Annotated in this window: 24 protein-coding genes and 1 pseudogene; 16 read left to right on the forward strand and 9 right to left on the reverse strand. The window is 72.7% G+C overall.

What is annotated here, in order from left to right:
• From ADL34_RS16570 to ADL34_RS16580, 3 genes are all read left to right on the forward strand, one after another.
• Positions 1–749, forward strand: a 749-nt coding sequence (locus ADL34_RS16570; RefSeq protein ID WP_234375037.1) for a beta-galactosidase small subunit, incomplete at its 5' end; no start/stop codon positions are given.
• Positions 750–826: 77 nt separating this feature from the next.
• Entirely contained in the window at positions 827–1,603 is a 777-nt protein-coding gene (locus ADL34_RS16575; RefSeq protein WP_199835584.1) for an IclR family transcriptional regulator, read from the forward strand.
• 204 nt (positions 1,604–1,807) lie between these two features.
• The gene (locus tag ADL34_RS16580; protein ID WP_062666288.1) at positions 1,808–3,205 is read left to right on the forward strand and encodes a glycoside hydrolase family 16 protein; all 1,398 of its coding nucleotides are present in this window, start codon (positions 1,808–1,810) and stop codon (positions 3,203–3,205) included.
• A 58-nt stretch (positions 3,206–3,263) separates the two neighbouring features.
• On the opposite strand, the gene ADL34_RS16585 is transcribed toward ADL34_RS16580, so the two are convergent.
• Positions 3,264–3,674: a GerW family sporulation protein gene (locus tag ADL34_RS16585; protein ID WP_062666291.1), complete on the reverse strand. Its 411-nt coding sequence runs from the start codon at positions 3,672–3,674 to the stop codon at positions 3,264–3,266.
• Between the two features lie 94 nt (positions 3,675–3,768).
• On the reverse strand, positions 3,769–4,689 hold the full coding sequence (locus ADL34_RS16590; RefSeq protein ID WP_062666293.1) for a helix-turn-helix domain-containing protein: 921 nt from the start codon (positions 4,687–4,689) through the stop codon (positions 3,769–3,771).
• Positions 4,690–4,866: 177 nt separating this feature from the next.
• On the opposite strand from ADL34_RS16590, the gene tkt reads away from it, so the two are divergent.
• The 7 genes from tkt to ADL34_RS16625 all read left to right on the forward strand — a co-directional run bounded on the left by tkt (position 4,867) and on the right by ADL34_RS16625 (position 14,717).
• Positions 4,867–6,942, forward strand: a complete 2,076-nt coding sequence (gene tkt, locus ADL34_RS16595; protein WP_062666295.1) for a transketolase — start codon at positions 4,867–4,869, stop codon at positions 6,940–6,942.
• An 18-nt stretch (positions 6,943–6,960) separates the two neighbouring features.
• On the forward strand, positions 6,961–8,106 hold the full coding sequence (gene tal, locus ADL34_RS16600; RefSeq protein ID WP_062666297.1) for a transaldolase: 1,146 nt from the start codon (positions 6,961–6,963) through the stop codon (positions 8,104–8,106).
• Positions 8,103–9,632, forward strand: a complete 1,530-nt coding sequence (zwf, locus tag ADL34_RS16605; RefSeq protein WP_062666299.1) for a glucose-6-phosphate dehydrogenase — start codon at positions 8,103–8,105, stop codon at positions 9,630–9,632. Before tal ends, zwf begins: the two co-directional genes overlap by 4 nt.
• Positions 9,629–10,564, forward strand: a complete 936-nt coding sequence (gene opcA / locus ADL34_RS16610) for a glucose-6-phosphate dehydrogenase assembly protein OpcA (protein WP_062666301.1) — start codon at positions 9,629–9,631, stop codon at positions 10,562–10,564. Before zwf ends, opcA begins: the two co-directional genes overlap by 4 nt.
• The gene (gene pgi, locus ADL34_RS16615) at positions 10,557–12,239 is read left to right on the forward strand and encodes a glucose-6-phosphate isomerase (protein ID WP_062666303.1); all 1,683 of its coding nucleotides are present in this window, start codon (positions 10,557–10,559) and stop codon (positions 12,237–12,239) included. The genes opcA and pgi overlap by 8 nt, the downstream gene beginning before the upstream one ends.
• Before the next feature lies 1 nt (position 12,240).
• Positions 12,241–13,116 (forward strand): phosphogluconate dehydrogenase (NAD(+)-dependent, decarboxylating), encoded by an 876-nt coding sequence (gene gnd, locus ADL34_RS16620; protein WP_062666305.1) that lies wholly within the window; start codon positions 12,241–12,243, stop codon positions 13,114–13,116.
• A gap of 131 nt (positions 13,117–13,247) precedes the next feature.
• A complete protein-coding gene (locus ADL34_RS16625; protein WP_062666307.1) occupies positions 13,248–14,717 on the forward strand; it encodes a hypothetical protein in 1,470 nt (489 codons plus the stop codon).
• 4 nt (positions 14,718–14,721) lie between these two features.
• Here ADL34_RS16625 and ADL34_RS16630 read toward each other — a convergent pair whose 3' ends face one another.
• The gene (locus ADL34_RS16630; protein WP_062666309.1) at positions 14,722–15,132 is read right to left on the reverse strand and encodes a VOC family protein; all 411 of its coding nucleotides are present in this window, start codon (positions 15,130–15,132) and stop codon (positions 14,722–14,724) included.
• 165 nt (positions 15,133–15,297) lie between these two features.
• Here ADL34_RS16630 and ADL34_RS16635 point away from each other — a divergent pair, with 165 nt between their 5' ends.
• From ADL34_RS16635 to ADL34_RS16645, 3 genes are all read left to right on the forward strand, one after another.
• Positions 15,298–15,867: a TetR/AcrR family transcriptional regulator gene (locus tag ADL34_RS16635; RefSeq protein ID WP_062666311.1), complete on the forward strand. Its 570-nt coding sequence runs from the start codon at positions 15,298–15,300 to the stop codon at positions 15,865–15,867.
• Positions 15,864–17,210, forward strand: coding sequence for an MFS transporter (locus tag ADL34_RS16640; RefSeq protein ID WP_062666313.1), 1,347 nt, complete (start codon positions 15,864–15,866; stop codon positions 17,208–17,210). The genes ADL34_RS16635 and ADL34_RS16640 overlap by 4 nt, the downstream gene beginning before the upstream one ends.
• A 65-nt stretch (positions 17,211–17,275) precedes the next feature.
• Complete coding sequence (locus tag ADL34_RS16645; protein ID WP_062666315.1) at positions 17,276–18,508, forward strand: serine hydrolase domain-containing protein; 1,233 nt, start codon at positions 17,276–17,278, stop codon at positions 18,506–18,508.
• A 67-nt stretch (positions 18,509–18,575) separates the two neighbouring features.
• On the opposite strand, the gene ribA is transcribed toward ADL34_RS16645, so the two are convergent.
• On the reverse strand, positions 18,576–19,244 hold the full coding sequence (gene ribA, locus ADL34_RS16650; RefSeq protein ID WP_062666317.1) for a GTP cyclohydrolase II: 669 nt from the start codon (positions 19,242–19,244) through the stop codon (positions 18,576–18,578).
• Between the two features lie 41 nt (positions 19,245–19,285).
• On the opposite strand from ribA, the gene ADL34_RS34865 reads away from it, so the two are divergent.
• Entirely contained in the window at positions 19,286–20,074 is a 789-nt protein-coding gene (locus ADL34_RS34865) for a creatininase family protein (protein WP_079034072.1), read from the forward strand.
• 98 nt (positions 20,075–20,172) lie between these two features.
• Here ADL34_RS34865 and ADL34_RS36715 read toward each other — a convergent pair.
• The 5 genes and pseudogenes from ADL34_RS36715 to ADL34_RS16675 form a co-directional block, all read right to left on the reverse strand.
• Positions 20,173–21,198: pseudogene (locus ADL34_RS36715) on the reverse strand (lysylphosphatidylglycerol synthase transmembrane domain-containing protein); the annotation flags it as partial.
• On the reverse strand, positions 21,195–22,271 hold the full coding sequence (locus ADL34_RS16660; RefSeq protein WP_062666322.1) for a class I SAM-dependent methyltransferase: 1,077 nt from the start codon (positions 22,269–22,271) through the stop codon (positions 21,195–21,197). The gene ADL34_RS16660 and the pseudogene ADL34_RS36715, both read right to left, overlap by 4 nt.
• Positions 22,268–23,473, reverse strand: coding sequence for a glycosyltransferase family 4 protein (locus ADL34_RS16665; protein WP_062666323.1), 1,206 nt, complete (start codon positions 23,471–23,473; stop codon positions 22,268–22,270). Before ADL34_RS16665 ends, ADL34_RS16660 begins: the two co-directional genes overlap by 4 nt.
• Entirely contained in the window at positions 23,470–23,868 is a 399-nt protein-coding gene (locus ADL34_RS16670) for a 6-pyruvoyl trahydropterin synthase family protein (RefSeq protein WP_062666324.1), read from the reverse strand. Before ADL34_RS16670 ends, ADL34_RS16665 begins: the two co-directional genes overlap by 4 nt.
• Positions 23,869–24,020: 152 nt before the next feature.
• On the reverse strand, positions 24,021–25,001 hold the full coding sequence (locus ADL34_RS16675) for a zinc-dependent alcohol dehydrogenase (RefSeq protein WP_062666326.1): 981 nt from the start codon (positions 24,999–25,001) through the stop codon (positions 24,021–24,023).
• A 108-nt stretch (positions 25,002–25,109) separates the two neighbouring features.
• Between ADL34_RS16675 and ADL34_RS16680 the strand changes: the two genes are divergently transcribed.
• Both ADL34_RS16680 and ADL34_RS16685 read left to right on the forward strand, forming a co-directional pair.
• Complete coding sequence (locus ADL34_RS16680) at positions 25,110–25,883, forward strand: CDP-alcohol phosphatidyltransferase family protein (RefSeq protein ID WP_062666328.1); 774 nt, start codon at positions 25,110–25,112, stop codon at positions 25,881–25,883.
• 46 nt (positions 25,884–25,929) lie between these two features.
• Complete coding sequence (locus ADL34_RS16685; RefSeq protein ID WP_062666331.1) at positions 25,930–26,535, forward strand: HD domain-containing protein; 606 nt, start codon at positions 25,930–25,932, stop codon at positions 26,533–26,535.
• Positions 26,536–26,626 lie beyond the last annotated feature (91 nt).

Below are 26,626 nucleotides of genomic sequence, written 5' to 3' on the forward strand. Positions count from 1 at the left end.
ACGCCGAGGGCCTTCTCCGCCCCCCCCTGCTGACGGCTGCCCCCCCCCTCCCCCTGTGGCGGGCGCCCACCGACAACGACGAGATCGGCGGCATGGCCCGCCGCTGGCGCGACCAGGGCCTGGACGCACTGGTCCGCAAGGTGGTGTCCGTACGCGAGCGGACCGGCCGGATCACGGTGGAGGCCGTCTACACGGGAGGGCCCGCCGTCGTACGGCACCGGCAGGTGCTGACGCCCGTCGAGGGCGGCGTCCGCATCGACGAAGAGGCGGAACTGCCGCAGGAGTTCGACGACGTGGCGAGGGTCGGCACGGTCTTCGAGACGGTCGCCGGCCTGGACCGTGTGGACTGGTTCGGGCAGGGCCCCTGGGAGTCCTACCCCGACCGCGCCGCCGGCGCCCCGGTCGGCCATCACACCCGCCTGGTGGACGAGTTGTTCACGCCGTACCTGCGCCCGCAGGAGAGCGGTGGCCGGCACGGGGTCCGCCGGTTCACCCTGTCCGGACCGGACACGAGGGGTCTGCGCGTCACGCTGGACGGGCCGCGCCAGGTCTCGGTGACCCGCTTCCGCGCCGAGGACCTCACCACCGCCCGCCACCACGACGAACTCGCCCCGCGCCCCGGCTGCGTGATCCACCTCGACGCGGCCCACCGCGGCCTCGGCACGGCGTCCTGCGGGCCGGACACCTCCCCCGGCTACCTCGTGGCACCGGGCGTGCACCGGTGGAGCTGGACGCTGGGGGTGGTCTGAGAGGCGTTCACACTCCGTGTGGCAGTGCTACGTTGCACGTCCCGCCCGCTCCGCTGACCTCGACCAGGGAGCCCGCCATCGTCAGCCCGCCGCACCCCGAGATCCCCCGCTCCGCCCCCGGCCGGCTCCTCTCCGTCCTCGGGGCGTTCGACCTGGAGCACCCCGCGCTGAGCCTCACGGACATCGGGCGGCGGGCCGGGCTAAGTCTGAGCACCGCGCACCGGCTGGTGGGGGCGCTGAGGGAGTGGGGTGCGCTGGAGCGGGACGAGCGGGGGCTCTATCACGTCGGGCTGCGGCTGTGGGAGCTCGCGGCGCTCGCCCCGCGCGGTCCCGCGTTGCGGCAGATCGCGCTGCCGCATCTGGAGGACCTGTACGAAGCGACGCACGAGAACGTGCAGTTGGCGGTGCGGGACGGGGGCGAGGTCGTCTACATCGAGTGGCTGTCGGGGCGTTCGGCGGTCGGGGTGCACATCCGGGTCGGAGCGCGCTGGCCCCTGCACGCCACCGGGGTCGGGCTCGCGCTGCTCGCGCACGGCGGGGTGGAGGAGCAGGAGGAGTACTGCGCCGGACCGCTCGCCTCGTTCACGCCGTACACGGTGACGGACGCGGCCCGGCTGCGCCGCATGCTGGCCGAGGTGCGGCGCACCGGGGTGGCGGTCAGCAGTCGCCAGGTCACCGAGGACGCGCTGTCCGTGGCCGCCCCGGTCCGTGATCCGGCGGGCACGGTCGTCGCCGCCGTGTCGGTCGTCGTGCCCTACGCCGACGCGCAGGTCCCGGTGCTGGCCCCTGCCGTACGGCTCGCGGCGCGGGGGATATCCCGGGGGCTGGGGTGGCGGCCCGGGCGACCGGCGTGAACAAGGCAGGCGGACCGGCACCGCCACGGTCGTCGGACCGGGCGCCCTTCACACGGTGAACTCGGTTGTGACGCAGGGGATTTATTTGCTTCAGCTCTTGACGACCGGCACGCCGGGGAGCACATTGACCTCGTTTGAGAGCGCTCTCAGTCACCCCTCCCACAGTCCTCCACCTCCCCACCCCGTATCCCGAGAGGCACCCCCATGAGCGAACTCTCCGGCCCGCCCCCAAGACCCCGCTCCCTTCGGCGCGCGCTCGTCGCAGTGCTCGGCACCCTCGGTCTGGCGGCGGCCGCCGCAGGTGTCGTCGTCCCGTCCGCCAGCGCCTCCGCCCCCACGCCCCCGTCGGGCTGGACCCAGGTATTCCTCGACGACTTCACCGGCCCCGCGGGCACCGGCGTGAACACTTCGAACTGGCGCTACGACACCGGCAAGGGCTATCCCGGCGGCCCCGCCAACTGGGGCACCGGCGAGATCGAGACGATGACGAGCAGCACCGACAACGTCTCCCTCGACGGCAACGGCAATCTGCGGATCACGCCCCGCCGGGACGGGGCCGGCAACTGGACGTCGGGCCGCATCGAGACCAACCGCAGCGACTTCCAGCCCCCGTCGGGCGGCAAGCTCCGCGTCGAGGCCCGCATCCAGGTGCCGAACGTGACCGGGGCCGCCGCCAAGGGGTACTGGCCGGCGTTCTGGATGCTGGGCGCGCCCTACCGGGGCAACTACTGGAACTGGCCCGGCGTCGGCGAGCTGGACATCATGGAGAACACCCAGGGCATGAACACGGTGTTCGCCACCATGCACTGCGGCACCGCGCCGGGCGGCCCCTGCAACGAGAACAGCGGGATCGGGAGCAACACGAACTGTTCCGGTACGACCTGCCAGGCCGGCTTCCACACCTACCGGCTGGAGTGGGACCGCTCGACGAGCGTGGAGGAGATCCGCTTCTACCTGGACGGCGTCAACTTCCACACCGTGCGCGCCAACCAGGTCGACGCGGCGACCTGGGCCAACGCGACCAGCCACGGGTACTTCATCATCCTGAACGTGGCCATGGGCGGCGGCTTCCCGGACGCCTTCGGCGGTGGCCCCGACGGCGGGACGCAGCCGGGGCACTCCATGGTCGTGGACTACGTCCAGGTGCTGTCGTCCGGCGGGGGCGGCACGACCCCGCCACCGACGGGCAACCGTGACGCCTACAGCGCCATCCAGGCCGAGTCGTTCGACGGGCAGGGAGGTGTGTACACCGAGTCGACGTCGGACACCGGCGGCGGGCAGAACATCGGTGCCCTCGCCAACGGGGACTGGGCGCTCTACAAGGGCGTCAACTTCGGCTCCACGGCGGCCCGTCAGTTCGTCGCGCGGGTGGCGAGCGGCGCGGCGGGCGGGGTCAGCGGTCTGGTGGAGGTGCGGCTGGACAGCCGCGGCAACGCGCCGGTAGGCAGTTTCGCGCTGGCCGACACCGGCGGCTGGCAGTCGTGGCGGACCGTCCCCGCGAACATCGGCGCGGTGACCGGCACGCACGACGTCTATCTCACCTTCACCAGCGGCCAGCCCGCCGACTTCGTGAACGTGAACTGGTTCCACTTCGGTCATTGACGCGTGGGTTGGCGCCGCCCCGCCCGGTCCCGTCCGGCCTGGCGGGGCGGCGGTGCGTTCAGTGCCGTCGCCCGCGCAGCGCCCTGATCGCCGTGGGGAGGGCTGCGCCCAGCACCAGGCCGGCCAGGGGGGCCGCCCTGCCCCAGGTGCCGCGGATGGGCCGGTAGGTGGTGACGCCGTCGCGGATCTCGATGTAGCCGAGGGGGCGGGCCTCCACTCCTCCCCCGCCTCCGCCGCCGTCGTTCGTCCTGGCGCCCTCCACCGTGCGTCCCGTCCCGCCGCCGAGGCCGAAGGCCACCCGGGCGACGGGGACGACGGTGACCCCGTCGGCGGCGACGGGTTCGCCGTAGACGGCGGTGACCGACGCCCGGCCGCCCAGCTTCTCGGCGAGGCGTTCCAGGAGTCGGACGGTGGCGTGGGCGGCGGGGTCGGGGGCCTGTTCCGGCGTGGTCGCACGAGGGTCGCTCATGCAGGACTCGTAGGCGCGCGGGGCGTCCGCGTCAACCCGGCCCGCCGGTCGGGCGGGCGGGACCACCCCCTGGGACGTGTGCGGAGCCGCCCGGCTACCGGAGTTCCGCGCGGAACGCCGCCGGTGTCGTGTCGGTGTGCTGCTGGAAGTACTTTGAGAAGTTGGCCGCGTCCGTGAAGCCGACGGCCGCGCCGATCCGGCCGATCGGCATGTCCGTGTGGGCCAGGAGCCGTTTCGCCTCCAGGACCACGCGCCGGTCGATGAAGCCCTTCGGCGTCTGGCCGGTGGCGGCGCGGACCGCGCGCACGAGGGTGCGGCGGGAGTAGCCGAGCTGGTCGGCGTAGGCGCTGACGCTGTGGTTGGTGGCGAAGCCGCGTTCCACGGCGTCCCGGAAGAGCGTGAACGCCGTGTCGCCCTGCCGGGGCGTGGCCGCCGAGCTCACGGCGAGGTGGGCCAGGCGCAGCAGGAGCGCGGTCAGGGAGTGGCGCAGGACGGCGGTGTGCAGGCTGAGCGGCAGGGTCGTGGAGTCCTCGTACTCGCGCCGCAGTTGGGCGAGCGCCGCGCGCAGGGCGGTGAGCTGGGGCTCGTCGGGGCGCAGGAGGGGCGGCAGGTCGTAGCGGTACAGGCCGGTGGCCTCGACGGTGGCGCGGGGCAGGAAGCCGGGCTGCATCGTCAGGACGGTGCCTCGGTAGCCGGCGTCCGCCGCGAACCGGTGGACCTGGCCGGGGCGGATCCACAGCAGGTCGCCGGCGTGTGCCGCGTACTCGGTGAAGTCGACCATGTGCCGGACGGGGCCGTCGTCGAAGAGCATCACGACGTGGAAGTCGATGCGGTGGACCCTGCCGAGGGGTGCTTCGGAGTGCCAGGTGCGGCCGGGGCCCATGGGGCCGACCCGCATGCCGACGCCGAGGACGCTCAGATCCACCGGGAAGGGGAAGGTGCGGATCGCGTCGCCGTCGCCGTCCGGGTCCGGTCTTCCGGGGCCTGTTCCGCCTTCGGCCGTTGTGTCCACCATGTCCGTCTCATGCCGTCTCAGTCGTGCGGGGCGGCCGCTCAGCCGTGCGCCGCGTCCCGCGCGGTGTCCCACTTTCACCACAGCGTGACACACGCCGACCTTCCCAGCGAAAAGTCAGACTTTTAGTTTTGAACGCGTTGGACCAGCTACTTCACCGCGATCGAGGACTTCTTGAAGATGAGCACGCAGACACCGGACAGCTTCGAATGGACCGAACTCGACCGGCGTGCCGTCGACACGGCGCGTCTGCTGGCGGCGGACGCCGTGCAGAAGGTCGGCAACGGGCACCCCGGCACGGCGATGAGCCTCGCCCCGGCCGCCTACACGCTCTTCCAGAAGGTGATGCGTCATGACCCGGCCGACCCGGAGTGGACGGGCCGGGACCGCTTCGTCCTCTCCCCCGGGCACACCTCGCTGACCCTCTACACCCAGCTGTTCCTCGCCGGGTACGAGCTGGGCCTCGACGACCTCAAGTCGTTCCGTACACACGGGTCGAAGACGCCGGGTCACCCCGAGTACGGGCACACGGCGGGTGTGGAGACGACGACAGGGCCGCTGGGCCAGGGTGTCGCCAACGCCGTCGGGATGGCCATGGCCGCCCGCTACGAGCGCGGCCTTTTCGACCCGGAGGCACCCGAGGGCGAGTCCCCGTTCGACCACATGATCTGGGCGATCGTCTCCGACGGCGACCTCCAGGAGGGCGTGTCCGCCGAGGCGTCGTCGCTCGCCGGCCACCAGCGGCTCGGCAACCTGGTCTTCCTGTACGACGACAACCACATCTCCATCGAGGGCGACACCGCGACCGCCTTCTCCGAGGACGTCCTCAAGCGCTACGAGGCGTACGGCTGGCACGTGCAGCGCATCGAGCCGGCCGCGAACGGCGACATCGACGTGGCCGCCCTGTACGGGGCCCTGAAGGCGGCGCGGGCCGAGACGGGACGCCCCTCGATCATCGCGATGCGCACGATCATCGCCTGGCCCGCACCGAACGCCCAGAACACCGAGGCGTCCCACGGCTCCGCGCTCGGCGCGGAGGAGATCGCCGCCACCAAGCGCGTCCTCGGCTTCGACCCGGAGAAATCCTTCGAGGTCGCCGACGACGTCCTCGCGCACACCCGCCGGGCCCTGGACCGGGGAGCCGAGGCACATGCCGCCTGGGACAAGCGGATCGGCGCCTGGCGCACCGCGTCGCCGGAGCGCGCCGAACTGTTCGACCGGGTCGTCGCGGGCCGGCTGCCCGAGGGCTGGGAGGACGCGCTCCCGGTCTTCGAGGAGGGCAAGTCCGTCGCCACCCGGGCCGCGTCCGGCAAGGTGCTCCAGGCGCTCGGGCCGGTGCTGCCCGAACTGTGGGGCGGCTCGGCCGACCTGGCGGGCTCGAACAACACGACGATCGACAAGACGTCGTCGTTCCTGCCGACGGGCAACCCCCTCCCGGAGGCCGACCCGTACGGCCGCACCGTCCACTTCGGCATCCGCGAGTTCTCGATGGCCGCGGAGATGAACGGCATCGCGCTGCACGGCAACACCCGTGTCTACGGCGGCACGTTCCTGGTGTTCTCGGACTACATGCGCAACGCCGTGCGGATGTCCGCGCTGATGCAGCTGCCGGTGACGTACGTGTGGACGCACGACTCCATCGGTCTGGGCGAGGACGGCCCGACCCACCAGCCGGTCGAGCACCTGGCCGCGCTGCGCGCCATCCCGGGCCTGAACGTGGTCCGCCCGGCCGACGCCAACGAGACCTCGGTCGTGTGGGCGGAGATCCTGCGCCGCCACTCCACCGACCCGGCGCCGCACGGCCTCGCGCTGACCCGCCAGGGGGTGCCCACCTACGCCCCCAATGAGGATGCCGCCAAGGGTGGTTACGTCCTGCGGGACGCCTCCACCGCGACACCCGACGTCGTCCTCGTGGCCACCGGCTCCGAGGTCCAGCTCGCCGTCGCCGCGCGGGAGCTGCTGGAGGCGGAGGGGGTCGGCACCCGGGTGGTGTCGATGCCGTCCGTGGAGTGGTTCGAGCAGCAGCCGCGCGAGTACCGCGACAGCGTGCTGCCGCCGGCCGTGAAGGCCCGGGTCGCCGTCGAGGCCGGGATCGGCCTGACCTGGTACCGGTTCGTCGGGGACGCCGGCCGCATCGTCTCCCTGGAGCACTTCGGCGCCTCCGCCGACGCCGGGACCCTGTTCGCCGAGTACGGCTTCACCCCCGAGCGCGTGGCCGCCGCCGCCCGGGAATCCCTCGCCGCCGCCCGCGGTTGACCCGCACGCAGAAAGAAGATGATCGCAGTGACCACCGAAGCAATCACCGCCGGCAACCTGAAGCGCCTGTCCGACGAAGGCGTCTCCATCTGGCTGGACGACCTGTCGCGCCGCCGCATCGAGTCCGGCAACCTCGCCGCCCTCGTCGCGGAGAAGAACGTCGTGGGCGTCACCACCAACCCGTCCATCTTCCAGGCCGCGATCGGCTCCGGCGAGGGGTACGAGGAGCAGCTGTCCGACCTCGCGGTGCGCGGCGTCACGGTCGACGAGGCCGTACGCATGATGACCACCGCCGACGTACGGGCCGCCGCGGACGTGCTGTGGCACGTGTACGACGCCACCGGCGGCCGGGACGGCCGGGTCTCCATCGAGGTCGACCCGCGGCTGGCGCACGACACGGCGGCCACCGTCGCCGAGGCCCGCCAGCTGGCCTGGCTGGTCGACCGCCCCAACGTGATGATCAAGATTCCGGCGACGAAGGCCGGTCTCCCCGCCATCACCGAGGTCGTCGCGGCGGGCATCAGCGTCAACGTCACGCTGATCTTCTCGCTGGCCCGCTACCGCGAGGTCATGGACGCCTACCTGGCCGGTCTGGAGAAGGCGGCCGCGAAGGGCCTGGACCTGTCCGCCGTGCACTCGGTGGCGTCGTTCTTCGTCTCCCGCGTCGACGCCGACATCGACCGGCGGCTCACGGAGATCGGCACGGACGAGGCCCTCGCGCTGAAGGGGCGGGCGGCACTCGCCAACGCACGGCTCGCCTACGAGGCGTACGAGCAGGTGTTCGCCTCGGAGCGCTGGACGGCCCTCGAAGCCGCCGGCGCGAACCGGCAGCGCCCGCTGTGGGCGTCCACGGGCGTTAAGGATCCCTCCTACAAGGACACTAAGTACGTGGACCAGCTGGTCGCGCCGGGCACCGTGAACACGATGCCCGAGGCCACGCTCGACGCCACCGCCGACCACGGGGAGATCACCGGGGACACGGTGACCGGCGGCTATGAGCGGGCCCGCGCCGATCTGGCCGCGGTGGAGGCCCTCGGGGTCTCGTACGACGACGTCGTCACCCGGTTGGAGGACGAGGGCGTCGCCAAGTTCGAGGTGGCGTGGCAGGACCTGTTGGACGCCGTGAAGAAGTCGCTGGGCAGCAAGGGAGCTGACGCAGAATGACCTCCGACTGGGACAACCCGCTTCGCGATCCCCGCGACCGACGCCTCCCCCGGATCGCGGGCCCGTCCGGGCTCGTCATCTTCGGGGTCACCGGCGACCTGTCCCGCAAGAAGCTGATGCCGGCCGTGTACGACCTCGCCAACCGCGGCCTGCTGCCGCCGGGCTTCTCCCTGGTCGGGTTCGCCCGGCGGGACTGGGAGGACCAGGACTTCGCGCAGGTCGTGCACGACTCGGTGCGCGAGCACGCCCGGACCGAGTTCCGCGAGGAGGTCTGGCAGCAGCTCGCCGAGGGCATGCGGTTCATCCCGGGTGACTTCGACGACGACACCGCCTTCAAGCAGCTGCGGGACACCGTCCACGAACTGGACAGGGCGCGCGGGACCAGCGGGAACTACGCCTTCTACCTGTCCGTGCCGCCGAAGTTCTTCCCGAAGGTGGTGCAGCAGCTCAAGCGGCACGGCCTGGCGGACGCCCCGGAGGGGTCGTGGCGGCGCGCGGTCATCGAGAAGCCGTTCGGGCGCGACCTGGCGAGCGCCCGGGAGCTGAACGCGATCGTGCACGACGTGTTCGACCCGGAGCAGGTCTTCCGGATCGACCACTACCTGGGCAAGGAGACCGTCCAGAACATCCTGGCGCTCCGCTTCGCCAACCAGATGTTCGAACCGATCTGGAACCGCTCGTACGTCGACCACGTGCAGATCACGATGGCCGAGGACATCGGCATCGGCGGCCGCGCGGGCTACTACGACGGCATCGGGTCGGCCCGGGACGTCATCCAGAACCACCTGCTGCAGCTGATGGCGCTCACCGCGATGGAGGAACCCGCCGCGTTCGACGCCGCGTCGCTGCTCACCGAGAAGCTCAAGGTCCTCAAGGCGGTCAAGCTGCCCGAGGACCTGGGCCTGCACACCGTGCGCGGCCAGTACGCGGCGGCCTGGCAGGGCGGCGCGAAGGTGCGCGGCTACCTCGAGGAGGACGGCATCGACCCGTCCTCCAAGACCGACACCTATGCGGCCGTCCGGCTGAACGTGGACAACCGGCGCTGGGCGGGGGTGCCGTTCTACCTGCGCACCGGCAAGCGGCTGGGGCGGCGGGTCACGGAGATCGCGGTCGTCTTCCAGCGCGCCCCGCACTCCCCGTTCGACTCCTCGGCCACCGAGGAGCTGGGGCAGAACGCCATCGTCATCCGCGTCCAGCCGGACGAGGGCGTGACGGTCCGCTTCGGCTCCAAGGTGCCGGGGACGTCGATGGAGATCCGGGACGTGACGATGGACTTCGCGTACGGCGAGTCCTTCACGGAGTCCTCGCCGGAGGCGTACGAGCGGCTCATCCTGGACGTCCTCCTCGGGGACGCCAACCTGTTCCCCCGTCACCAGGAGGTGGAAGAGTCCTGGAAGATCCTCGATCCGATCGAGGAGTACTGGGACACGCACGGCAGGCCGGCGCGGTACGCGTCCGGGAGCTGGGGACCCGAGGAGGCGGACGAGATGCTCGCACGAGACGGACGGAGCTGGCGCAGGCCATGAAGATCGACCTGACCGACACCACGGCAAGCAAGATCAACAAGGCGCTGGTCCAGGGCCGCCGGGCGATCGGCACCCCGGCCGTGGGCATGGTCCTGACGATGGTCATCGTCACGGACGAGGAGAACGCCTACGACTCCATCAAGGCGGCCGAGGAGGCCTCGCACGAGCACCCCTCGCGCACCCTGGTGGTGATCAAGCGGCACGCCCGCACCCCGCGCGACCGCACCCGCTCCCACCTCGACGCCGAGATCCGGGTGGGTGCCGACGCGGGGACCGGCGAGACGGTGATCCTGCGCACGTACGGCGAGGTGTCCGAGCACGCCGACTCGGTGGTGCTGCCGCTGCTGCTGCCGGACGCCCCGGTCGTCGTGTGGTGGCCGGTGGACGCGCCGCAGAACCCGGCGAAGGACCCGCTGGGCGCGCTCGCCCAGCGCCGGATCACCGACCTGTACACCTCCGAGAGCCCGCTGCCCGACCTGGAGGCCCGCGCCCGCTCCTACGCGCCGGGCGACACGGATCTGGCGTGGACCCGGCTCACGCCGTGGCGTTCCATGCTGGCCGCCGCCCTGGACCAGGCGCGGGTGCCGATCGTGTCCGCGGTCGTGGAGGCCGAGGCCGACAACCCGGCCGCGGAGCTGCTGGCCCGCTGGCTGGAGGCCCGTCTGGACGTGACGGCCGACCGGGTCGTCACGGCCGGCCCGGTCGTCACGGGCGTCCGTCTGGGCACCGAGAACGGCGAGATCGTCATCGACCGCCCGGAGGGCCCGCTGGCCACCCTGCACCTGCCCGACCAGCCGTCGCGCACCCTGGCGCTGAAGGTCCGCACCACCTCCGAACTCATCGCCGAGGAGCTGCGGCGCCTCGACGCCGACGAGATGTACGCCGTCGCCCTGCGGGGCGAGGCCGGCAAGGAGACCCCCTCCCATGTCTGAGACCCCCCGGCTCACCCGGCGCCCCGAGTGGGTGGCCCTGGAGGACCACCGCGCGGACGCCTTCCAGCAGCCCAGTCTGCGGGAGCTGTTCGCCGCGGACCCCGCGCGCGCCGAGCGGTACGTCCTGCGCGTGGGCGACCTGCGCATCGACTATTCCAAGCACCTGGTGAACGACGAGACGCTCGCCCTGCTGCGCGAGCTGGCGGCCGCCACCGGCGTGGCCGGGCTGCGGGACGCCATGTTCCGCGGCGAGCGCATCAACGTCACCGAGGACCGGGCGGTGCTGCACACCGCGCTGCGGGCCCCCCGGGACGCGGTCGTCGAGGTCGACGACGAGAACGTCGTGCCGAAGGTGCACGCCGTGCTCGACAAGATGAGCGCGTTCGCGGACCGTGTCCGCTCCGGCGAGTGGACCGGCCACACCGGCCGGCGGATCAGGAACGTCGTCAACATCGGCATCGGCGGCTCCGACCTCGGGCCCGCGATGGCGTACGAGGCCCTGCGGCCGTTCACGGCACGGGAGTTGACGTTCCGGTTCGTGTCCAACGTCGACGGCTCCGACCTGCACGAGGCGGTCCGGGACCTGGATCCGGCCGAGACGCTGTTCATCGTCGCGTCGAAGACGTTCACCACGATCGAGACGATCACCAACGCCACCTCGGCCCGCTCCTGGCTGCTCGCCGGGCTCGGGGGCGAGGAGAAGGCCGTGGCGAAGCACTTCGTGGCGCTGTCGACGAACGCCGAGAAGGTGACCGGCTTCGGGATCGACCCGGACAACATGTTCGAGTTCTGGGACTGGGTCGGCGGCCGCTACTCGTACGACTCGGCGATCGGGCTGTCCCTGATGATCGCGATCGGCCCGGAGCGGTTCCGGGAGATGCTCGACGGCTTCCACACCGTCGACGAGCACTTCCGCACCGCGCCCGCCGAGTCCAACGCCCCGCTCACGCTGGGCCTGCTGGGTGTCTGGTACGGCAACTTCTTCCACGCCGAGTCCCACGCGGTGCTGCCGTACTCGCACTACCTGTCGAAGTTCACGGCGTACCTCCAGCAGCTGGACATGGAGTCCAACGGCAAGTCCGTCGACCGGGACGGGCACGTCGTGGGCTGGGAGACCGGCCCCGTGGTGTGGGGCACGCCCGGCACCAACGGGCAGCACGCCTACTACCAGCTGATCCACCAGGGCACCCGGCTGATCCCGGCCGACCTGATCGGCTTCGCCCGTCCCGTTGCCGAGCTGAGCCCCGAACTCAAGGCGCAGCACGACCTGCTGATGGCCAATCTGTTCGCGCAGGGTCAGGCGCTGGCGTTCGGCAAGACCGCCGACGAGGTCCGCGCGGAGGGGGTGCCCGAGGAGCAGGTCCCGCACCGCACCTTCCAGGGCAACCACCCCACCACCACGATCCTCGCCCCGGAGCTGACCCCGTCGGTCCTCGGCCAGCTCGTCGCCCTCTACGAGCACAAGGTGTTCGTGCAGGGCGCCGTGTGGAACATCGACTCGTTCGACCAGTGGGGCGTGGAGCTCGGCAAGGTCCTCGCCAGGAAGGTCGAGCCCGCCCTCACCGAGGGCGCGGAGGTCCCCGGCCTCGACCCGTCCACCGCCGCCCTCGTGGCCGCGTACCGCTCACTCAAGACCCCGTCGGACGCGCAGGGCGTCCAGGAGGAAGTGAACTGACATGCAGATCGGCCTTGTTGGTCTCGGCAAGATGGGCGGCAACATGCGCGAGCGTCTGCGCAACGCCGGCCACACCGTCATCGGCTACGACACCAACCCCGACGTGTCCGACGTGTCCAGCCTGGCCGACCTGGTCGACCAACTCGACGCGCCGCGCACGGTGTGGGTGATGGTGCCGGCCGGGCACGCGACGCAGACGGTGATCGACCAGCTGGGGAGCCTGCTCAAGCCCTACGACACGGTCGTCGACGGCGGCAACTCCCGCTGGACGGACGACGAGAAGCACGCCAAGGAGCTCGGCGCGCACGGCATCGGGTTCGTCGACGCCGGTGTGTCCGGCGGCGTGTGGGGCCTGCAGAACGGCTACGCCCTGATGGTGGGCGGCGAGAAGGAGCACGTCGACCGGCTCCGGCCGATCTTCGAGGCGCTCAAGCCGGAGGGCCCGTACGGCTTTGTCCACGCGGGCAAGGTCGGCGCCGGGCACTTCTCGAAGATGGTCCACAACGGCATCGAGTACGCCATGATGCAGGCGTACGCCGAGGGCTGGGAGCTGCTGGAGAAGGTGGACTCGGTGGACAACGTCCGCGAGGTGTACCGCTCCTGGCAGGACGGCACCGTCATCCGCTCCTGGCTGCTGGACCTCGCGGTGGCCGCGCTGGACGAGGACGAGCACCTGGAGAAGCTGAAGGGCTTCGCGCAGGACTCCGGTGAGGGCCGCTGGACCGTGGAGGCGGCCATCGACAACGCGGTTCCGCTGCCCGCGATCACCTCCTCCCTCTTCGCGCGGTTCGCGTCCCGGCAGGACGACTCCCCGCAGATGAAGATGATCGCCGCGCTGCGCAACCAGTTCGGTGGGCACGCCGTCGAGTCGAAGTAGCGCCCGGCACGGACACCAGGGGCCGGGGCGGCGCACCAGCCGTCCCGGCCCCAGCTTTGTCCCGGGGGGGGAACGTCCTTGATGGGGCGGCGAGTTGACAGCGGCGGAGGCCCGCGTCAGAGTCGCCGCTGATGGAGATCGACGAGCTGGCACCGGCCGAGCGCACCGTGTGGGAGGCCTTCCCCAAGGGGCGGCCCGTGGACTTCCGGCGGACGCCGGACGAGAGCGCGGCGGACGGCGCCGGCTGGGGGCCGGAGCGGACCGTGCGGGCCGAGGTGCTCAGGGCCCTGCTGCTCGACGGGCCCGAGGAGCGCGGCGAGGTGGCGGCCCTGAAGGTGGCGGGCGCCCGGATCACCGGCATGACGGACCTGCGGTACGCGACCGTGGACCGGGTGGTCCGGCTGAGCGACTGCTCCTTCGACGAGGTCCTCGACGTCTCCGGCACCCAGCTGAAGTACCTCAACCTGTCCGGCTCGCACCTGCCCGGACTGGCCGGGGCACGCGTCCGGGTCGACGGCGGGCTGCGGCTGACGGGCTGCCGGTTCCGCGGGCGGGTACGGCTCGGCGGGGCGCAGATCGCGGGGGCGCTCTATCTGGAGGACGCCGAGATCACGGCGGACGGCGGCGGACGGGAGGACCCGGTCCTCCAGCTCCACCAGGTGACCGTCGGCGAGGACCTGTGCGCGAGCCGGCTGCGCACCCGGGGCGAGATCCGGCTCAACGGGGCCACGATCAGCGGTTCGCTGCGGCTGGAGGAGGCGCGGCTGAGCAGTCCCGGTGACTTCGTGCTCGACGCCGAGGCGCTGGAGGTGGGGGCCAACGTCCTCGGCCGCAGGCTGGCGGCGGACGGCCGGATCGATCTGCGCGGCGCCCGCATACCCGGCCGTCTCGACCTGCTGTACAGCCGTCTGTCCAACCCCGGGGGCACCGCCCTGCGCGCGAGCAGCTGTGTGATCGGCGAGGTGTGGCTGCGCGAGGGCGAGACGATGCGGGGACGGCTCAATCTGCGCCGCTCCCAGATCGAACACCTCGACCTGGCACCGGAGATGCTGCCCGACCAGGTCCGTCTCCTCGACCTCACGTACACCTCGCTGACCCCGCACGAGCCCCCCGAGCGGCGGCTGCCCATGCTGGAACGGGACGAGGACACCTTCGACCCGCACGGCTACGAGCAGTTGACGGCCGTGTACCGCCGTACCGGCGACGACCATGCCGCCCGGCTCGTCCAGCTCGCCAAGCAGCGCCACCACCGCACGACCCTGCCCTGGTACGGCCGGTTGTGGGGCCGCGTGCAGGACGCCACCGTCGGCTACGGATTCCGGCCGATGCGGGCGCTGGGCTGGCTGCTCTCCCTGCTGGCCGTCGGCTCGGTCGCCTTCGCGCTGGACGCGCCGCCCCCGCTGAAGGCGGACGAGGCGCCGACGTTCGACGCGGTCTTCTACACGCTGGACCTGCTGCTGCCGGTGATCTCCTTCGGCCAGGAGGCGGCGTTCGCCCCGCGGGGCTGGCAGCAGGCCCTGGCCCACGTCCTGGTCCTGACCGGCTGGATCCTGGCCACGACGGTCGTCGCGGGTGTGACGCGGACCGTCTCCCGGCAGTAGCCGGTCACGCGTTGGACCAGCTCCGGGTGCACAGCACCAGCCGGTATCCGTCGGGGTCCTCGACCGTGACGCCCCACTCGTTCCAGTACGGATTCGGGGAGTCGACCCGCCTGCCCCCGCACGCCTCCAGCCGCGCGACGAGGTCGTCCGGAACGGGCCCGTCGAGGTAGATGACCAGGAGGTCCTCCTCGGTGGGCCGGGGCTCGACCGGACGGGCGGGCTCGTGGACGAGTTCCAGGTGCCAGTCGGCGTCGGGCCGGCCGAGCATCAGCAGGTCGTGTGCGCCGGGTTCCGGCCCGCCGGTCGCGCGCCACACGACCGTCAGCCCGAACCCGTCGGCCCAGAAGCGTTCGGCCGCCGCGAGATCACGGGAGGGGCGGGCGATACGGATGTGGCTGCGGCCGCTGACGGGCACGGGGCCTCCGGAGGTGGGGTGAACGGTGTGTCGTACCGGTCGGCAGCCTAGGCGGCGCGGGGCGGCACGGGCCATCGTCCGTTGGACCTGGGGCCCAGGTCCTGGTCCTCGCTCACTCACGTCATGGCGTAGACACTGTCTACTCGCCTTTGGTAGACAGTGTCCATGAACGACACGGGAGGGCTGCGGGAGCGGCTCGTCGACGTCGGTGTGGACCTCGTGGCCCGCGAGGGCGCCGGGGCCCTCACCCTGCGCGAGATCGCCCGCCGGGCCGGCGTCTCGCACGGCGCCCCGCGCCGCTGGTTCCCCACCCATCTGGACCTGCTGTCGGCGATCGCCCGCCGCGGCTTCGAGGAACTCGCCCGGAGGGTCGCCGCGGTGGGCGACGACGGTACGGCGCGGGCGCGGATCGCCGCGCTGGGGCGGGTGTACCTGGAGTTCGCGCTGGGCGACCGCGGCATGTACGAGCTGATGTTCCGTCACGACCTGTTGGAGAGCGGCCGACTGGGGCTGCGCGACACCAGCCTCCCCCTGTTCGGCCGGTTCGTCGAGCTGGTCGCGCAGGTGCGCCCGGACGTGGACCCCAGGCTGGTCGCGGGCGCGCTGTGGGCGAACCTGCACGGCATCGCCCAGCTGTGGAGCTGGGGCAGCCTCCAACTCGCCACGGCGACAGCCGACTTCAAGCCGCTCCTGGACGCGGCCCTGGACGCCCACCTCGGTCCGGAGGAGCGGTGAACCCCCGTCTGACGCTGGTGAGCAGCGTGGTCGGAGCGGTGGTCGTCGCCTTCGACGGCACCGTACTGACCGTCGCGCAGCCCGCCCTGCGCCGGGACCTCGGCGCCTCGTTGGCCCAGGTCCAGTGGACCAGCACCGGCTATCTGATCGCGGTGGCCGCCCTGCTGGTGTTCGCGGGGCGGCTCGGCGACCGGTACGGGCACCACCGGCTGTTCGGCATCGGCATGCTCGGCTTCGGGGGCGCCTCGGCCGGGATCGCCGTCGCGCCCGGCGCCGGCTGGGTGATCGGACTGCGGGTCGCGCAGGGCGTGTTCGGGGCCCTGCTGCAACCGGCGACGCTCGGGATGCTGCGGGCCGCGTACCCGCCGGACCGGCTGCGGAGGCCGATCGCGCTGCGGACCGCCTCGATCGGCGCCGCGGCGGCCCTGGGTCCGCTGGCGGGCGGCGCGCTGGTGGCCGGGCCCGGCTGGCGTGCCGTGTTCCTCCTCAACGTCGTCCCGGCGCTCGTCCTCGGCACACTCGCCCTCGTCGCCCGGCCCCGGGTCGCGGCCCGTCCGGTCCGGCTCGACCTGCCCGGCGCGGCCCTGCTCGCGGTGACCCTGGCCTGTCTGGTCCACGCCCTCGTCGGGTCCCCGGGGTGGGCGTGGACGGCGGCGGTGGCGTGCCTGACCGGCACCGCCTTCGTCCGGCACGAACGCCGTACGCCCCAGCCCCTGTTGCCCGCCCGTGTCGCCGGTCCGGCGGCTCCCGCGCTCGGCGTGCTGGTGGCCGCGTCGGCGGCGCTGTCGGGCACCCTCTTCGCCGGAACGTTCCTGCTGCAGGGCGCGCTCGGCATGGACGCGTTCCGCAGCGCCCTGACGAGTCTGCCGCTGGCCGTGCTCATGGTGGCGGCCGCCGCCACGAGCCCCGCGCTGCTGCGCCGGGCCGGGAGCAGCCGTACGACGTCGGGCGCGATGGTCGTCCTGGCCGCCGGCGTCCTCGTCCTCTCCCAGGCGACGTCGACTCCCACGCTGTGCACCGGGTTCGCGCTGATCGGCGCCGGGTTCGGGACCGTGATGACGGCGGCCACCCACGCCGTCGTACGGCAGGCGGCCGTCGAGTCGGCCGGCGTGGCGGGCGGGCTCCAGCAGACCGCGATGAACATCGGCCCGGTGCTGGGGGTCGCCGTCGCGACCGCGCTCATGGGGAGCGACGGTGACTCCGCCGGGCCGCCGATGGCCGTGCTGGCCGCCCTGGCCCTGGCCGGGGCGTGTCCCGGCCGTCTCCTCCCGGGTCCGGGCGAGGGCGAACGGAATGATCATCGCCGTTCGGAGGACCGGCCGCCGGTTCCTGAGCGACGATGAGAGCGGAGGCCGCCGCGGTGGGAACAGCACCGCGGACCTCGTCGTACGGCTGAGGAAGGAACGCGATGGCACTGCTGGCACAACAGGTCGACCCGGGCGAGGCCGGGCTGGACGTCAAGGCGCTGGACCGTCTCGACCAGCACTTCGCCCGTGAGGTCGACGAGGGGCGGCTGCCCGGTTTCCTGGTGTCCGTCGCCCGCGGCGGACGCGTCGCGCACCTCACCACGCACGGCATGCGGGACACGGCCGCCGGTCTGCCCGTCGAGGCCGACACCCTGTGGCGCGTCTACTCCATGACCAAGCCCATGACCTCAATCGCGGCCCTGATGCTCGTGGAGGAGGGGAGGCTCTCCCTCGACGACCCGGTCGGCCGTCACCTCCCGGCGTTCTCCGAACCCCGCGTGTACGTCCGCGGATCGGGCGCCGGCACGGTGACCCGCCCCGCCGACGGGCCGATGACGGTGCGGCATCTGATGACCCACACCGCCGGCCTCACCTTCGCGTTCTACCACCAGCACCCCGTCGACGCCCTCTACCGGGACGCCGGCCTGCACTCCGCCGTGCTCCCCGGCTCGGACCTGGCCACCACGGTCGACGTGTACGCGAGTCTGCCGCTCCAGTTCGAGCCCGGCACGCAGTGGAACTACTCGGTGGCCACCAACGTCCTCGGCCGGGTCGTCGAGGTGGTGTCGGGGCAGCCGCTGGACACGTTCCTCGCCGAGCGTGTCTTCGGCCCGCTCGGTATGACCGACGCCGGGTTCCGCGTGGACGGCGAACAGGAGGGACGGCTGGCCGAGTTGTACGGGCAGACCGAGTCCGGCGGCATCGAGCCGATCGCCGGTCTGCCGCTGCACGGACGTCCCCGGTTCCTGTCCGGCAGCGGCGGCGTGGTGGCGTCCGCGCACGACGTGCACCGCTTCATGGAGATGCTGCGCCGCCGCGGCGAGCTGGACGGCACCCGGCTGCTGACGCCGGGGACGGTCGCGCTCATGACGTCCAACCACCTTCCCGGCGGCGCGGATCTGCGCTCCTTCGGCAGCCGGCCCGCGCACGACGAGCCCGGCAACGACGGCGTCGGCTTCGGTCTCGGGGTGTCCGTGGTGATCGACCCCGACCGCACCCGCGACCCGTCGGTGCGGGGCGCCTTCGGCTGGAGCGGGGTCGCGACCACCACGTTCTGGGTGGACCCGACCCACGACCTCACCGTGCAGTTCATGACGCAGGTGCGGCACCGCACGTCGCACACGGTGTTCCAGGACCTGAAGCGGCTCGTGCACGAGGCGGTGGTGGGGGGCTGACCCGGGCCCGTGGGGAAGAGGGCGCGGGCCGTGCCCTCTTCCCGTCCGGGTGGGCCGGCCCCGCGGATCAGGTCAGCTGCCCGACGGCGTCCAGGTGGGGCAGGTGGTGGTCCATGCGCTCCCGCTTGGTGCGCAGATAGGTGATGTTGCTCTCGCAGGGCTGGATCAGCAGCGGGACCTGCTCGGTCACCTCGATGCCGTGCTCGATCAGCGCCTCGCGCTTGCGCGGGTTGTTCGACATCAGGCGGACGCTGCGGACGTCCAGGTCGCGCAGGATGCCGGCGGCGGCCCCGTAGTCACGGGCGTCGACGGGCAGTCCGAGCGCCAGGTTGGCCTCGACGGTGTCCAGGCCCTCCGCCTGCAGGGCCATGGCGCGCAGCTTCGCGAGCAGGCCGATGCCGCGGCCCTCGTGGCCCCGCAGGTAGACGACGATCCCGCTGCCCTCGGCGACGACGGCGCGCAGGGCGGAGGCCAGCTGGTCGCCGCACTCGCAGTGCTGGGAGCCGAACGCGTCGCCGGTCAGGCACTCGGAGTGCAGCCGGGTCAGGACGCCGTCGGGGCCCGGTTCACCATGGACGAGCGCCACCTGTTCGTCGCCGCGGTCGTGGTCGATGTAACCGATCGCCCGGAATTGCCCGTACACGGTCGGCAGGGGGGTGTTCACCACGCGTTCGACTCCGGAACGCTGCGTCCGCTGGCCGGACTTCTTGCCGAGCACGCCAATCTTTTCTGTCATGATTCTTCAGTTCCTATGCAGAGACGAAAGGCCGGTAAAAGATGAGTGATGCGCAGACGCGGCCGGCGGCACACTCGCTGGTGCCGGCGGACACCACCGAGGACGTACGGGCGCGGGGAGCGGACGTCTCACGACAGGTCGCGGTCCTTCCCGTCGGGAGCTTCGAGCAGCACGGCGCGTTCCTGCCGCTGGCCACGGACACCCTCGTGGCCTGCGCGATCGCGCGCGAGGTGGCCGCCGCGCACCCCGTACACCTGCTGCCGCCGGTGACGATCTCGTGCTCGCACGAGCACGCGGCCTGGCCGGGGACCGTCAGCATCTCTTCGGTGACCCTTCATGCGGTGATACGGGACATCGCGGATTCGCTCCGCCGTTCGGGCGTCGACGCCCTGGTGCTGGTCAACGGGCACGGCGGCAACTACGTACTGGGCAACGTCGTTCAGGAGTCCTCCGCGCGCGGAGAGCGGATGGCGCTGTTCCCGGCCGCGGAGGACTGGGAGACGGCGCTGGTGCGGGCGGGGGTGGAGACCTCGCTGCTCACCGACATGCACGCGGGGGAAATCGAGACCTCCATCCTTCTGCACGCTCATCCCGAATTGATCCGCCCCGGTTACGAGACTTCCGATTTCGTCGCGGACGACCGGCGTCATCTGCTCACCCTCGGCATGTCCGCCTATACCGATTCGGGGGTCATCGGCCGTCCGTCGCTGGGTTCCGCCGAAAAGGGGAAGCGGCTGCTGGAGAGCCTCGCGGATTCCTTCGGCGCGTATATGTCACTGCTGACCTCCGCGGGCGACTCCGTCGCGGACACGACGGACGGACGAAAATAGCCGCTGTCCCCCGGGTCCGCCACGGTGTCGGCGGATCCGGTGCGGGCCCGTAGCCCGGTGTACCAGCGGGCGACGAGGACGAGGGCGCCCGGCAGGGCGGCCACGAAGCTGAGGACGCCGTACACGACGGCGACGGCGAGCCCCGTGTCGGCGCCGAGCCCGGCGGCGGCGAACGCCCAGGCGGTGACGCCCTCCCGAGGGCCGAACCCGCCGACGTTCAGGGGCAGTCCCATGGCGAGCAGCGCTAGGACGGCGAGCGGCAGCAGGGCGGTGAGGGAGGCCCCGGAGCCGGCGATCCGCGCGGCGAGCACGAACATCGCGAGGTGACCGGCGAGGACGACCAGCGAGGAGACGGCGACGCCGGGTCCGTTGCGTCGGGACAGCAGGCTCTCGCGGGCCTGCGCGAGCGCGGTGCGCACGGCCGAGGGCCGCGCGCCGGACCTGCGGGAGGGCGCGCGGTTCATACGGACGGCGGCCACGACGGCGAACGTCCCCGCGGCGGCGAACAGCAGGAGCGGGGTGAGGTCGCGTGCCTGGTCGAGCACCGGCGACGGCATGGTCAGCAGGACGACGGCGCCGACCGCGGCGAGCGCGACCTGTCCGGCCGTGCGCTCCAGCACGACCGCGCGGACGCCGCGCCCGAGGTCACCGGCGCTCTGCCCGTGCCGTACGGCCCGGTGGACGTCGCCGAGGACGCCGCCGGGGAGCGCCGCGTTGAGGAACAGCGCCCGGTAGTAGTCGGCGACGGCCGCTCCGATCGGCAGCCCGATCCGCAGCCCGCGCGCGACCAGTTGCCAGCGCCAGGCGCTGAACACGGTGGTGACGAGCCCGATGCCGAGCGCGGCGAGCAGCGCGGGTCCGTCGATCCGCCGCAGCCCGTCGAGGAACACGCCGGTGCCGAGCCGCCAGAACAGCACGCCGAGGATGACGACGCCGGCGACCGTGCCCAGGTGGGTGCGGACCTTCGGGTCGCGCAGGAGGGCCTTGGTGCGGGAGACGGGGGCGTCCGCGGTCCTCGCCCCGGCCCGGGCGTCCGCGGTCTCCCCCGTACGGTCCGCCCGCCGGGCGCGCGGGGTGAGGCCCGCCCGCCCGGCGGGCGTCCCCGCCACCGTCTCCACGGTCATGACGCCCCGCCCGTCGCCCGGCTGAGGGCCAGCAGGTCGGTGTGGTGGACGACGACCCGCAGCTCGCCGGCCGCGCAGGCGTCGAGCCGGTCGCGCAGATAGCGGTCGGCGCGCTCGCGCAGTTCGGGGCGCTGCTCGACCGCCGCGCCGACCCAGCCGCGCAGCCACTGCGCGGTGAGCGCCGCCTCGTCGGGGCCGAGCCGCCAGGGGCTCGGATGCAGCTGGACGGTCGCCCCGTGCTCGGAGAAGATCTCGGCGGCCACCGTGGCGGCGTCCGGGCCGAGCAGTCCGGTGCGGCGCTGGTGCGCGTTGAACGCCTCGGTGATCTCCTCGTCCAGCGGGTCGGACGGGGTGAGTTCGACGCGGCCGGCGACCGACAGGGTCAGCAGTGCCGTGCAGCCCGCTCCCGCGCAGGCGGCGGCGAGGGTGTCGATCTCGTCGCGGGTGAGGACGTCGAGCAGCGCGGACGCCGTCACCAGGGAGGCGCCGTGCAGGGCGTCCGGGGTGAGCCGGCCGACGTCGCCGCGACGCGTCTCGACGGTGACGCGGCTGCCGTCGGCGGAGGAGCGCGGGGAGGCGACGGCGGCGAAGTGCAGCAGGTAGGGGTCGCGGTCGTGCAGGACCCAGTGCTGGGCGCCGTCCAGGTGGGGGGCGAGCCAGCGGCCCATGGAGCCGGTGCCGCAGCCCAGGTCGTGGATGACCAGTCCGCCGGGGCGGCCCGGCAGGTTGGCGAGCCGGATCCGCAGCGGGTCGAGCAGGTCGTGCGCCCGCGCGGCGGCGTCCGCGCTCTCGCGCAGCTCCAGCCACTCGGGGGCGTAGCGCGGCGGGTCGTCCGGCGCGGCCTCCCGCAGCCGTACGGTGGCCCGTTCACCGGGCCGGCCGGTGGGGCCCGCGCCGAGGATCACGACGTCGGAGTCGGCGCCGTGCGCCTCGGGTACGGACGCGTCGCTCATGTCACCCTCCGCCGGGCCTGTCCCGTTCTCCGGTCGCCCGCGCGCCGGACCGGCCGCGTCCCTGGGGCCCGGCTGGGCCGGGATGGTGCCCCCGCCCTGTGTCGTCGCCGCCTTGCTCATGCCGCCCTCCGCGGTTCGTCAGGCAGTCGGCCCAGTACCGCGGCCAGGCTGCGGGCCGTGCCGGCCCAGCCGTTCAGAGCGGCCCGGCGTCCCCGGGCCGCCGCCTTCAGCCGGCGTCGTACGTCCGCCTCGCCGAACCATCCGCGCAGTTCGGCGGCGATCGCGGCGGGGTTCTCCGGCGGTACGAGGATGCCGGGGACTCCGCCGTCGGGGGCGCGGCCGACGGCCTCCGGCACCCCGCCGACGTCGGTGGCCAGCACCGGGATGCCGCGTGCGAGCGCCTCGGTGACCGCCATGCCGTACGTCTCGGCGTAGGAGGTGAGGACCATCAGGTCGGCGGAGTTGTAGCTGGCGTCGAGTTCGGCGCCGGCCTGCGGGCCCGCCAGGACCAGACGGTCGGTGAGGCCGTGCCGTTCGATCAGGGAGCGCAGCCCGGCGACGTACTCGGGGTCGTGGTTCAGCCCGCCGACGAAGGAGCAGCTCCACGGCAGGTCGGTCACCGTCGCCAGTGCCTCGATCAGCCGGTGCTGGCCCTTGCGCGGGGTCACGGCGGCCACGCACAGCAGCTTGGACACGCCGTCCGTGCCGGACGCGAGGGGCGCGATGTCGGCGCCGGGGGCGGCGACGTGGACCCGCTCGGGGGCGAGGCCGTGGTGGGAGACGAGCCGGCGGACCGCCCAGTCGCTGGTGGCGACGACCGCGTCGACGGCGCGCAGCACCGTGCGCTCCCGGGCGTCCAGGTCGGCCGCGACGGACGGCTCCAGTCCGGTCTCGTCGCCGAGCGGCAGATGGACGAGGACGGCGAGCCGCAGCCGTTCGGCCTCCGGGACGATGATCTCGGGCACCCCGCAGGCGACCAGGCCGTCCAGCAGGACGACGGTCCCGTCGGGGAACTCCCGCAGGGTCCGCGCGAGTTCGGCGCGGGCTGCGGCCTCGGGGCGGGGCCACGCGCCGGCCACCGCGCGCTTGTGGACCTGCCAGCCGAAGCCGGGCAGGTCCAGGCTGACCCGCCGGTCGTAGGCGTTGCCGCCGCTGGGGGCCGCCGGGTCGTCGACGCCGCCCGGCATGACGAAGTGCACGGAGCGCAGGGACATCGGGATGATCTCCGCGTTCTTCAGGACGGAGTGCTGTACCGGCACATAGCCGAGCGTGGCCTTCTCCGGCTCCGGCCGCGCCTGCGTCTCCAGGGTCACGTCGGTCACAGGTCACGCTCGTAACTCGCCCACGCGACGTGCGACTCGTGCAGCGTGACGGTGATCCCGGCGAGACCCCGCGCGCCCTCGCCGAGCGCGCCCTTCTCGACGCGGTCCGCGAGCCGGTCGGCGATGACCTTGGCCAGGAACTCGGTGGAGGTGTTGATCCCGGCGAAGTCGGGTTCGTTGTCGAGGTTGCGGTAGTTCAGCTCGGCGACGACGGCGCCGAGCTCCTGGGTGGCCAGTCCGATGTCGACGACGATGTTGTCGTCGTCCAGCTGCTCACGCCGGAACGTGGCGTCCACGAGGAACGTCGCCCCGTGCAGACGCTGCGCGGGCCCGAAGACCTCGCCGTGGAAGCTGTGGGCGATCATGATGTGATCGCGGACGGTGATGCTGAACAACGGACGACCCTCCAGGTGCGGTGCGCCTAATCCCCGGCCGATCGCCGCCGGGGATGCCGTGTAGTACGGCTCATGGCTTCCCCTTGTTCAGCGCGTCCTCACTCTTTTCTCAGGTCAGGCGCTCTTGCGTCCCAGGGGGCTCGATCCGCGCGTCAGGGCGCGTCCGGGTACCTGATCCTGTGGCAGAGCGCCGGGATCCGCCCGGACGCCAGCTTCGGCAGCAGCTCGGGCAGCTCCTCGAAGGGGCTCTCCCCGGTGACGAGCGCGTCGAGCGCGGGATCGGCGAGCAGGTCGAGGGCTAGCGCGAGGCGGTCGGCATAGCTGCGGCCGGCGCGGGCCGGGGACACCGTCCCGACCTGGCTGCTGCGGATCACGAGGCGCCGCGAGTGGAACGCCTCGCCGAGCGGGACGGCCACCCGCCGGTCGCCGTACCAGCTGAGTTCGAGGACGGTGCCCTCGGGACGCAGCAGTTCCAGGGAGCGGGCGAGTCCCTGCTCGCTGGCGCTGGCGTGCACCACGAGGTCGCAGTCTCCGAGGGCGTGCTCGGGGGACGCGAAGGCGACGCCGAGGGCCTTCGCCACCTCGGCGCGGGACGGGTCGGCGTCGACCAACTGGAGCCGTACGCCGGGGAAGCGGGCCAGCAGCGCGGCGACCGAGCAGCCCACCATGCCGCCGCCGACCACGGCGATCCGGTCCCCGACCAGGGGGGCCGCGTCCCACAGGGCGTTGACGGCGGTCTCGACGGTGCCGGCGAGGACGGCCCGCGCGGCGGGCACGGCGTCCGGTACGACGGTCACCGCGCTCGCGGGGACGACGTACCGCGTCTGATGCGGGTACAGGCAGAAGACCGTACGGCCGGCCAGCGCGTCCGGCCCCTGCTCGACCACCCCGACGCTGAGGTAGCCGTACTTCACCGGGGCGGGGAAGTCCCCCTCCTGGAACGGCGCCCGCATCGCCGCGTGCTGGCTCTCCGGGACGCCGCCGCGGAACACGAGTGTCTCCGTGCCCCGGCTGACCCCCGAGTACAGCGACCGCACCAGCACGTCCCCCTCGCCCGGCTCGGGCAGGGCGACCTCCCGGATCTCGCCCGCCCCCGGGGCTCTGAGCCAGAACGCACGTGCGCTGCGGTTCATCGGGATCCTCCTGAACGATCGGCGGCCTGTCCACGTACCGAGGTGTGCACAGGCCGCGCACAGTACGCGGCCTTGATCGACTCTGTCATCTGGCCGGAGGAATGTGCGGTGGCCCTGAACAACACGTACGAAGCAAGGCTGGTCCAGCAGGAGACCGCGGTGGGAGCGGGCGTTCAGATCCTGTTGCTGGCCCTGCTGGGATCGGCGATCGGCATGGGTCCCGCGGGCTGGCTGACCGGCCTCGCGTTCGCCATCGCCTCCTGGGCGCTGCTCTCCCTGGCCCTGCACCGGTCCGGGCTCCGCTCGTTCGGCCCGGCGAACCGGGTCACGCTCGGCCGGGCCACCCTGGTCGGCGGGGTGACGGCCCTGGTCGCCGACTCCTTCCAGGACGCGCCGCCCGTCACCCTGTTCGTGGGCCTGACCGCGGTCGCCCTGATCCTCGACGGCGTGGACGGCAAGGTGGCCCGCCGCACCAACACCTCGACGGCTCTGGGCGCCCGCTTCGACATGGAGGTCGACGCGTTCCTCATCCTGGTGCTCAGCGTGTACGTCTCGATGTCGCTGGGTCCGTGGGTGCTGCTCATCGGCGGCATGCGCTACGCCTTCGTCGCCGCCGCCCGGGTCTGGTCGTGGCTGAACGCCCCGCTGCCGCCGAGCACCGCCCGCAAGACGGTCGCCGCGATGCAGGGCGTCTTCCTGCTGCTGGCCGCGTCCGCCCTGCTCCCCCACGCCGCCACCGTCGCCGTCACCGCCTCGGCGCTGGCCGCCCTGCTCTGGTCGTTCGGCCGGGACGTCCTGTGGCTGTATCGCACGCACCGGGCGACGCGGGTGGCACCGGCGGCGGCCGGGCGCAGGGCGCGGCCGGAACTGGTCACGAGCTGACGTCCGGGGGCGGCCAGCGCGCTCACCTGCTTGTTACGCTCGCCGGATGCACATACCGGGACCGGACGAGATCCGCGCGCTGCACGAGGAACACGCGCCGACCGCCGAGGCGTTCGCCTCCGTCCACCGTCACTGCGAGATCGTCTGGAGCGTCGCCGCGCACCTGCTGGAGTCGCCGCGCCTCGCCCACCTCGACGCGGAACTGGTCCGGGCCGGCTGCCTCCTGCACGACATCGGCGTCTACCGCCTCTACGACGCCGGCGGGCGGCTGGACCACGGGAACTACATCCGGCACGGCCTGCTCGGCCAGGAACTGCTGGAGAACGTGGGCCTCCCCGCCGTCCTGTGCCGTTTCTGCTCCCACCACACCGGCGTCGGAGTGACCCGGCAGGACGTCGTGCGCCAGAACCTCCCCATGCCGCCCGCCGACTATCTGGCGGAGACGCCGGAGGAGCGGCTGGTGATGTACGCGGACAAGTTCCACTCCAAGTCGCGGCCCGACCGGTTCCTGTCCCCCGACGCCTACGCCGCCCACGTCCGCCGCTTCGGCGAGGAGAAGGTGACCGCCTTCCAGGCCCTGCGCGACGAGTTCGGCGACCCGGACCTCACCCTTCTCGCACCGGAGGTGGCCTGGCCGCCCGTCACCGGCTGAGGGTCTCCCCCGCCACTCCGCGGGCAGGTGCGCGTCCGGTGCGTCCGGGCGGTGGTCGGGCAGGTTCGAGCGGGCGGACGCGTCGTGGCAC

Origin of the sequence: Streptomyces sp. NRRL WC-3605 (assembly GCF_001509795.1) — a bacterium.
Taxonomy (GTDB): domain Bacteria; phylum Actinomycetota; class Actinomycetes; order Streptomycetales; family Streptomycetaceae; genus Streptomyces; species Streptomyces viridochromogenes.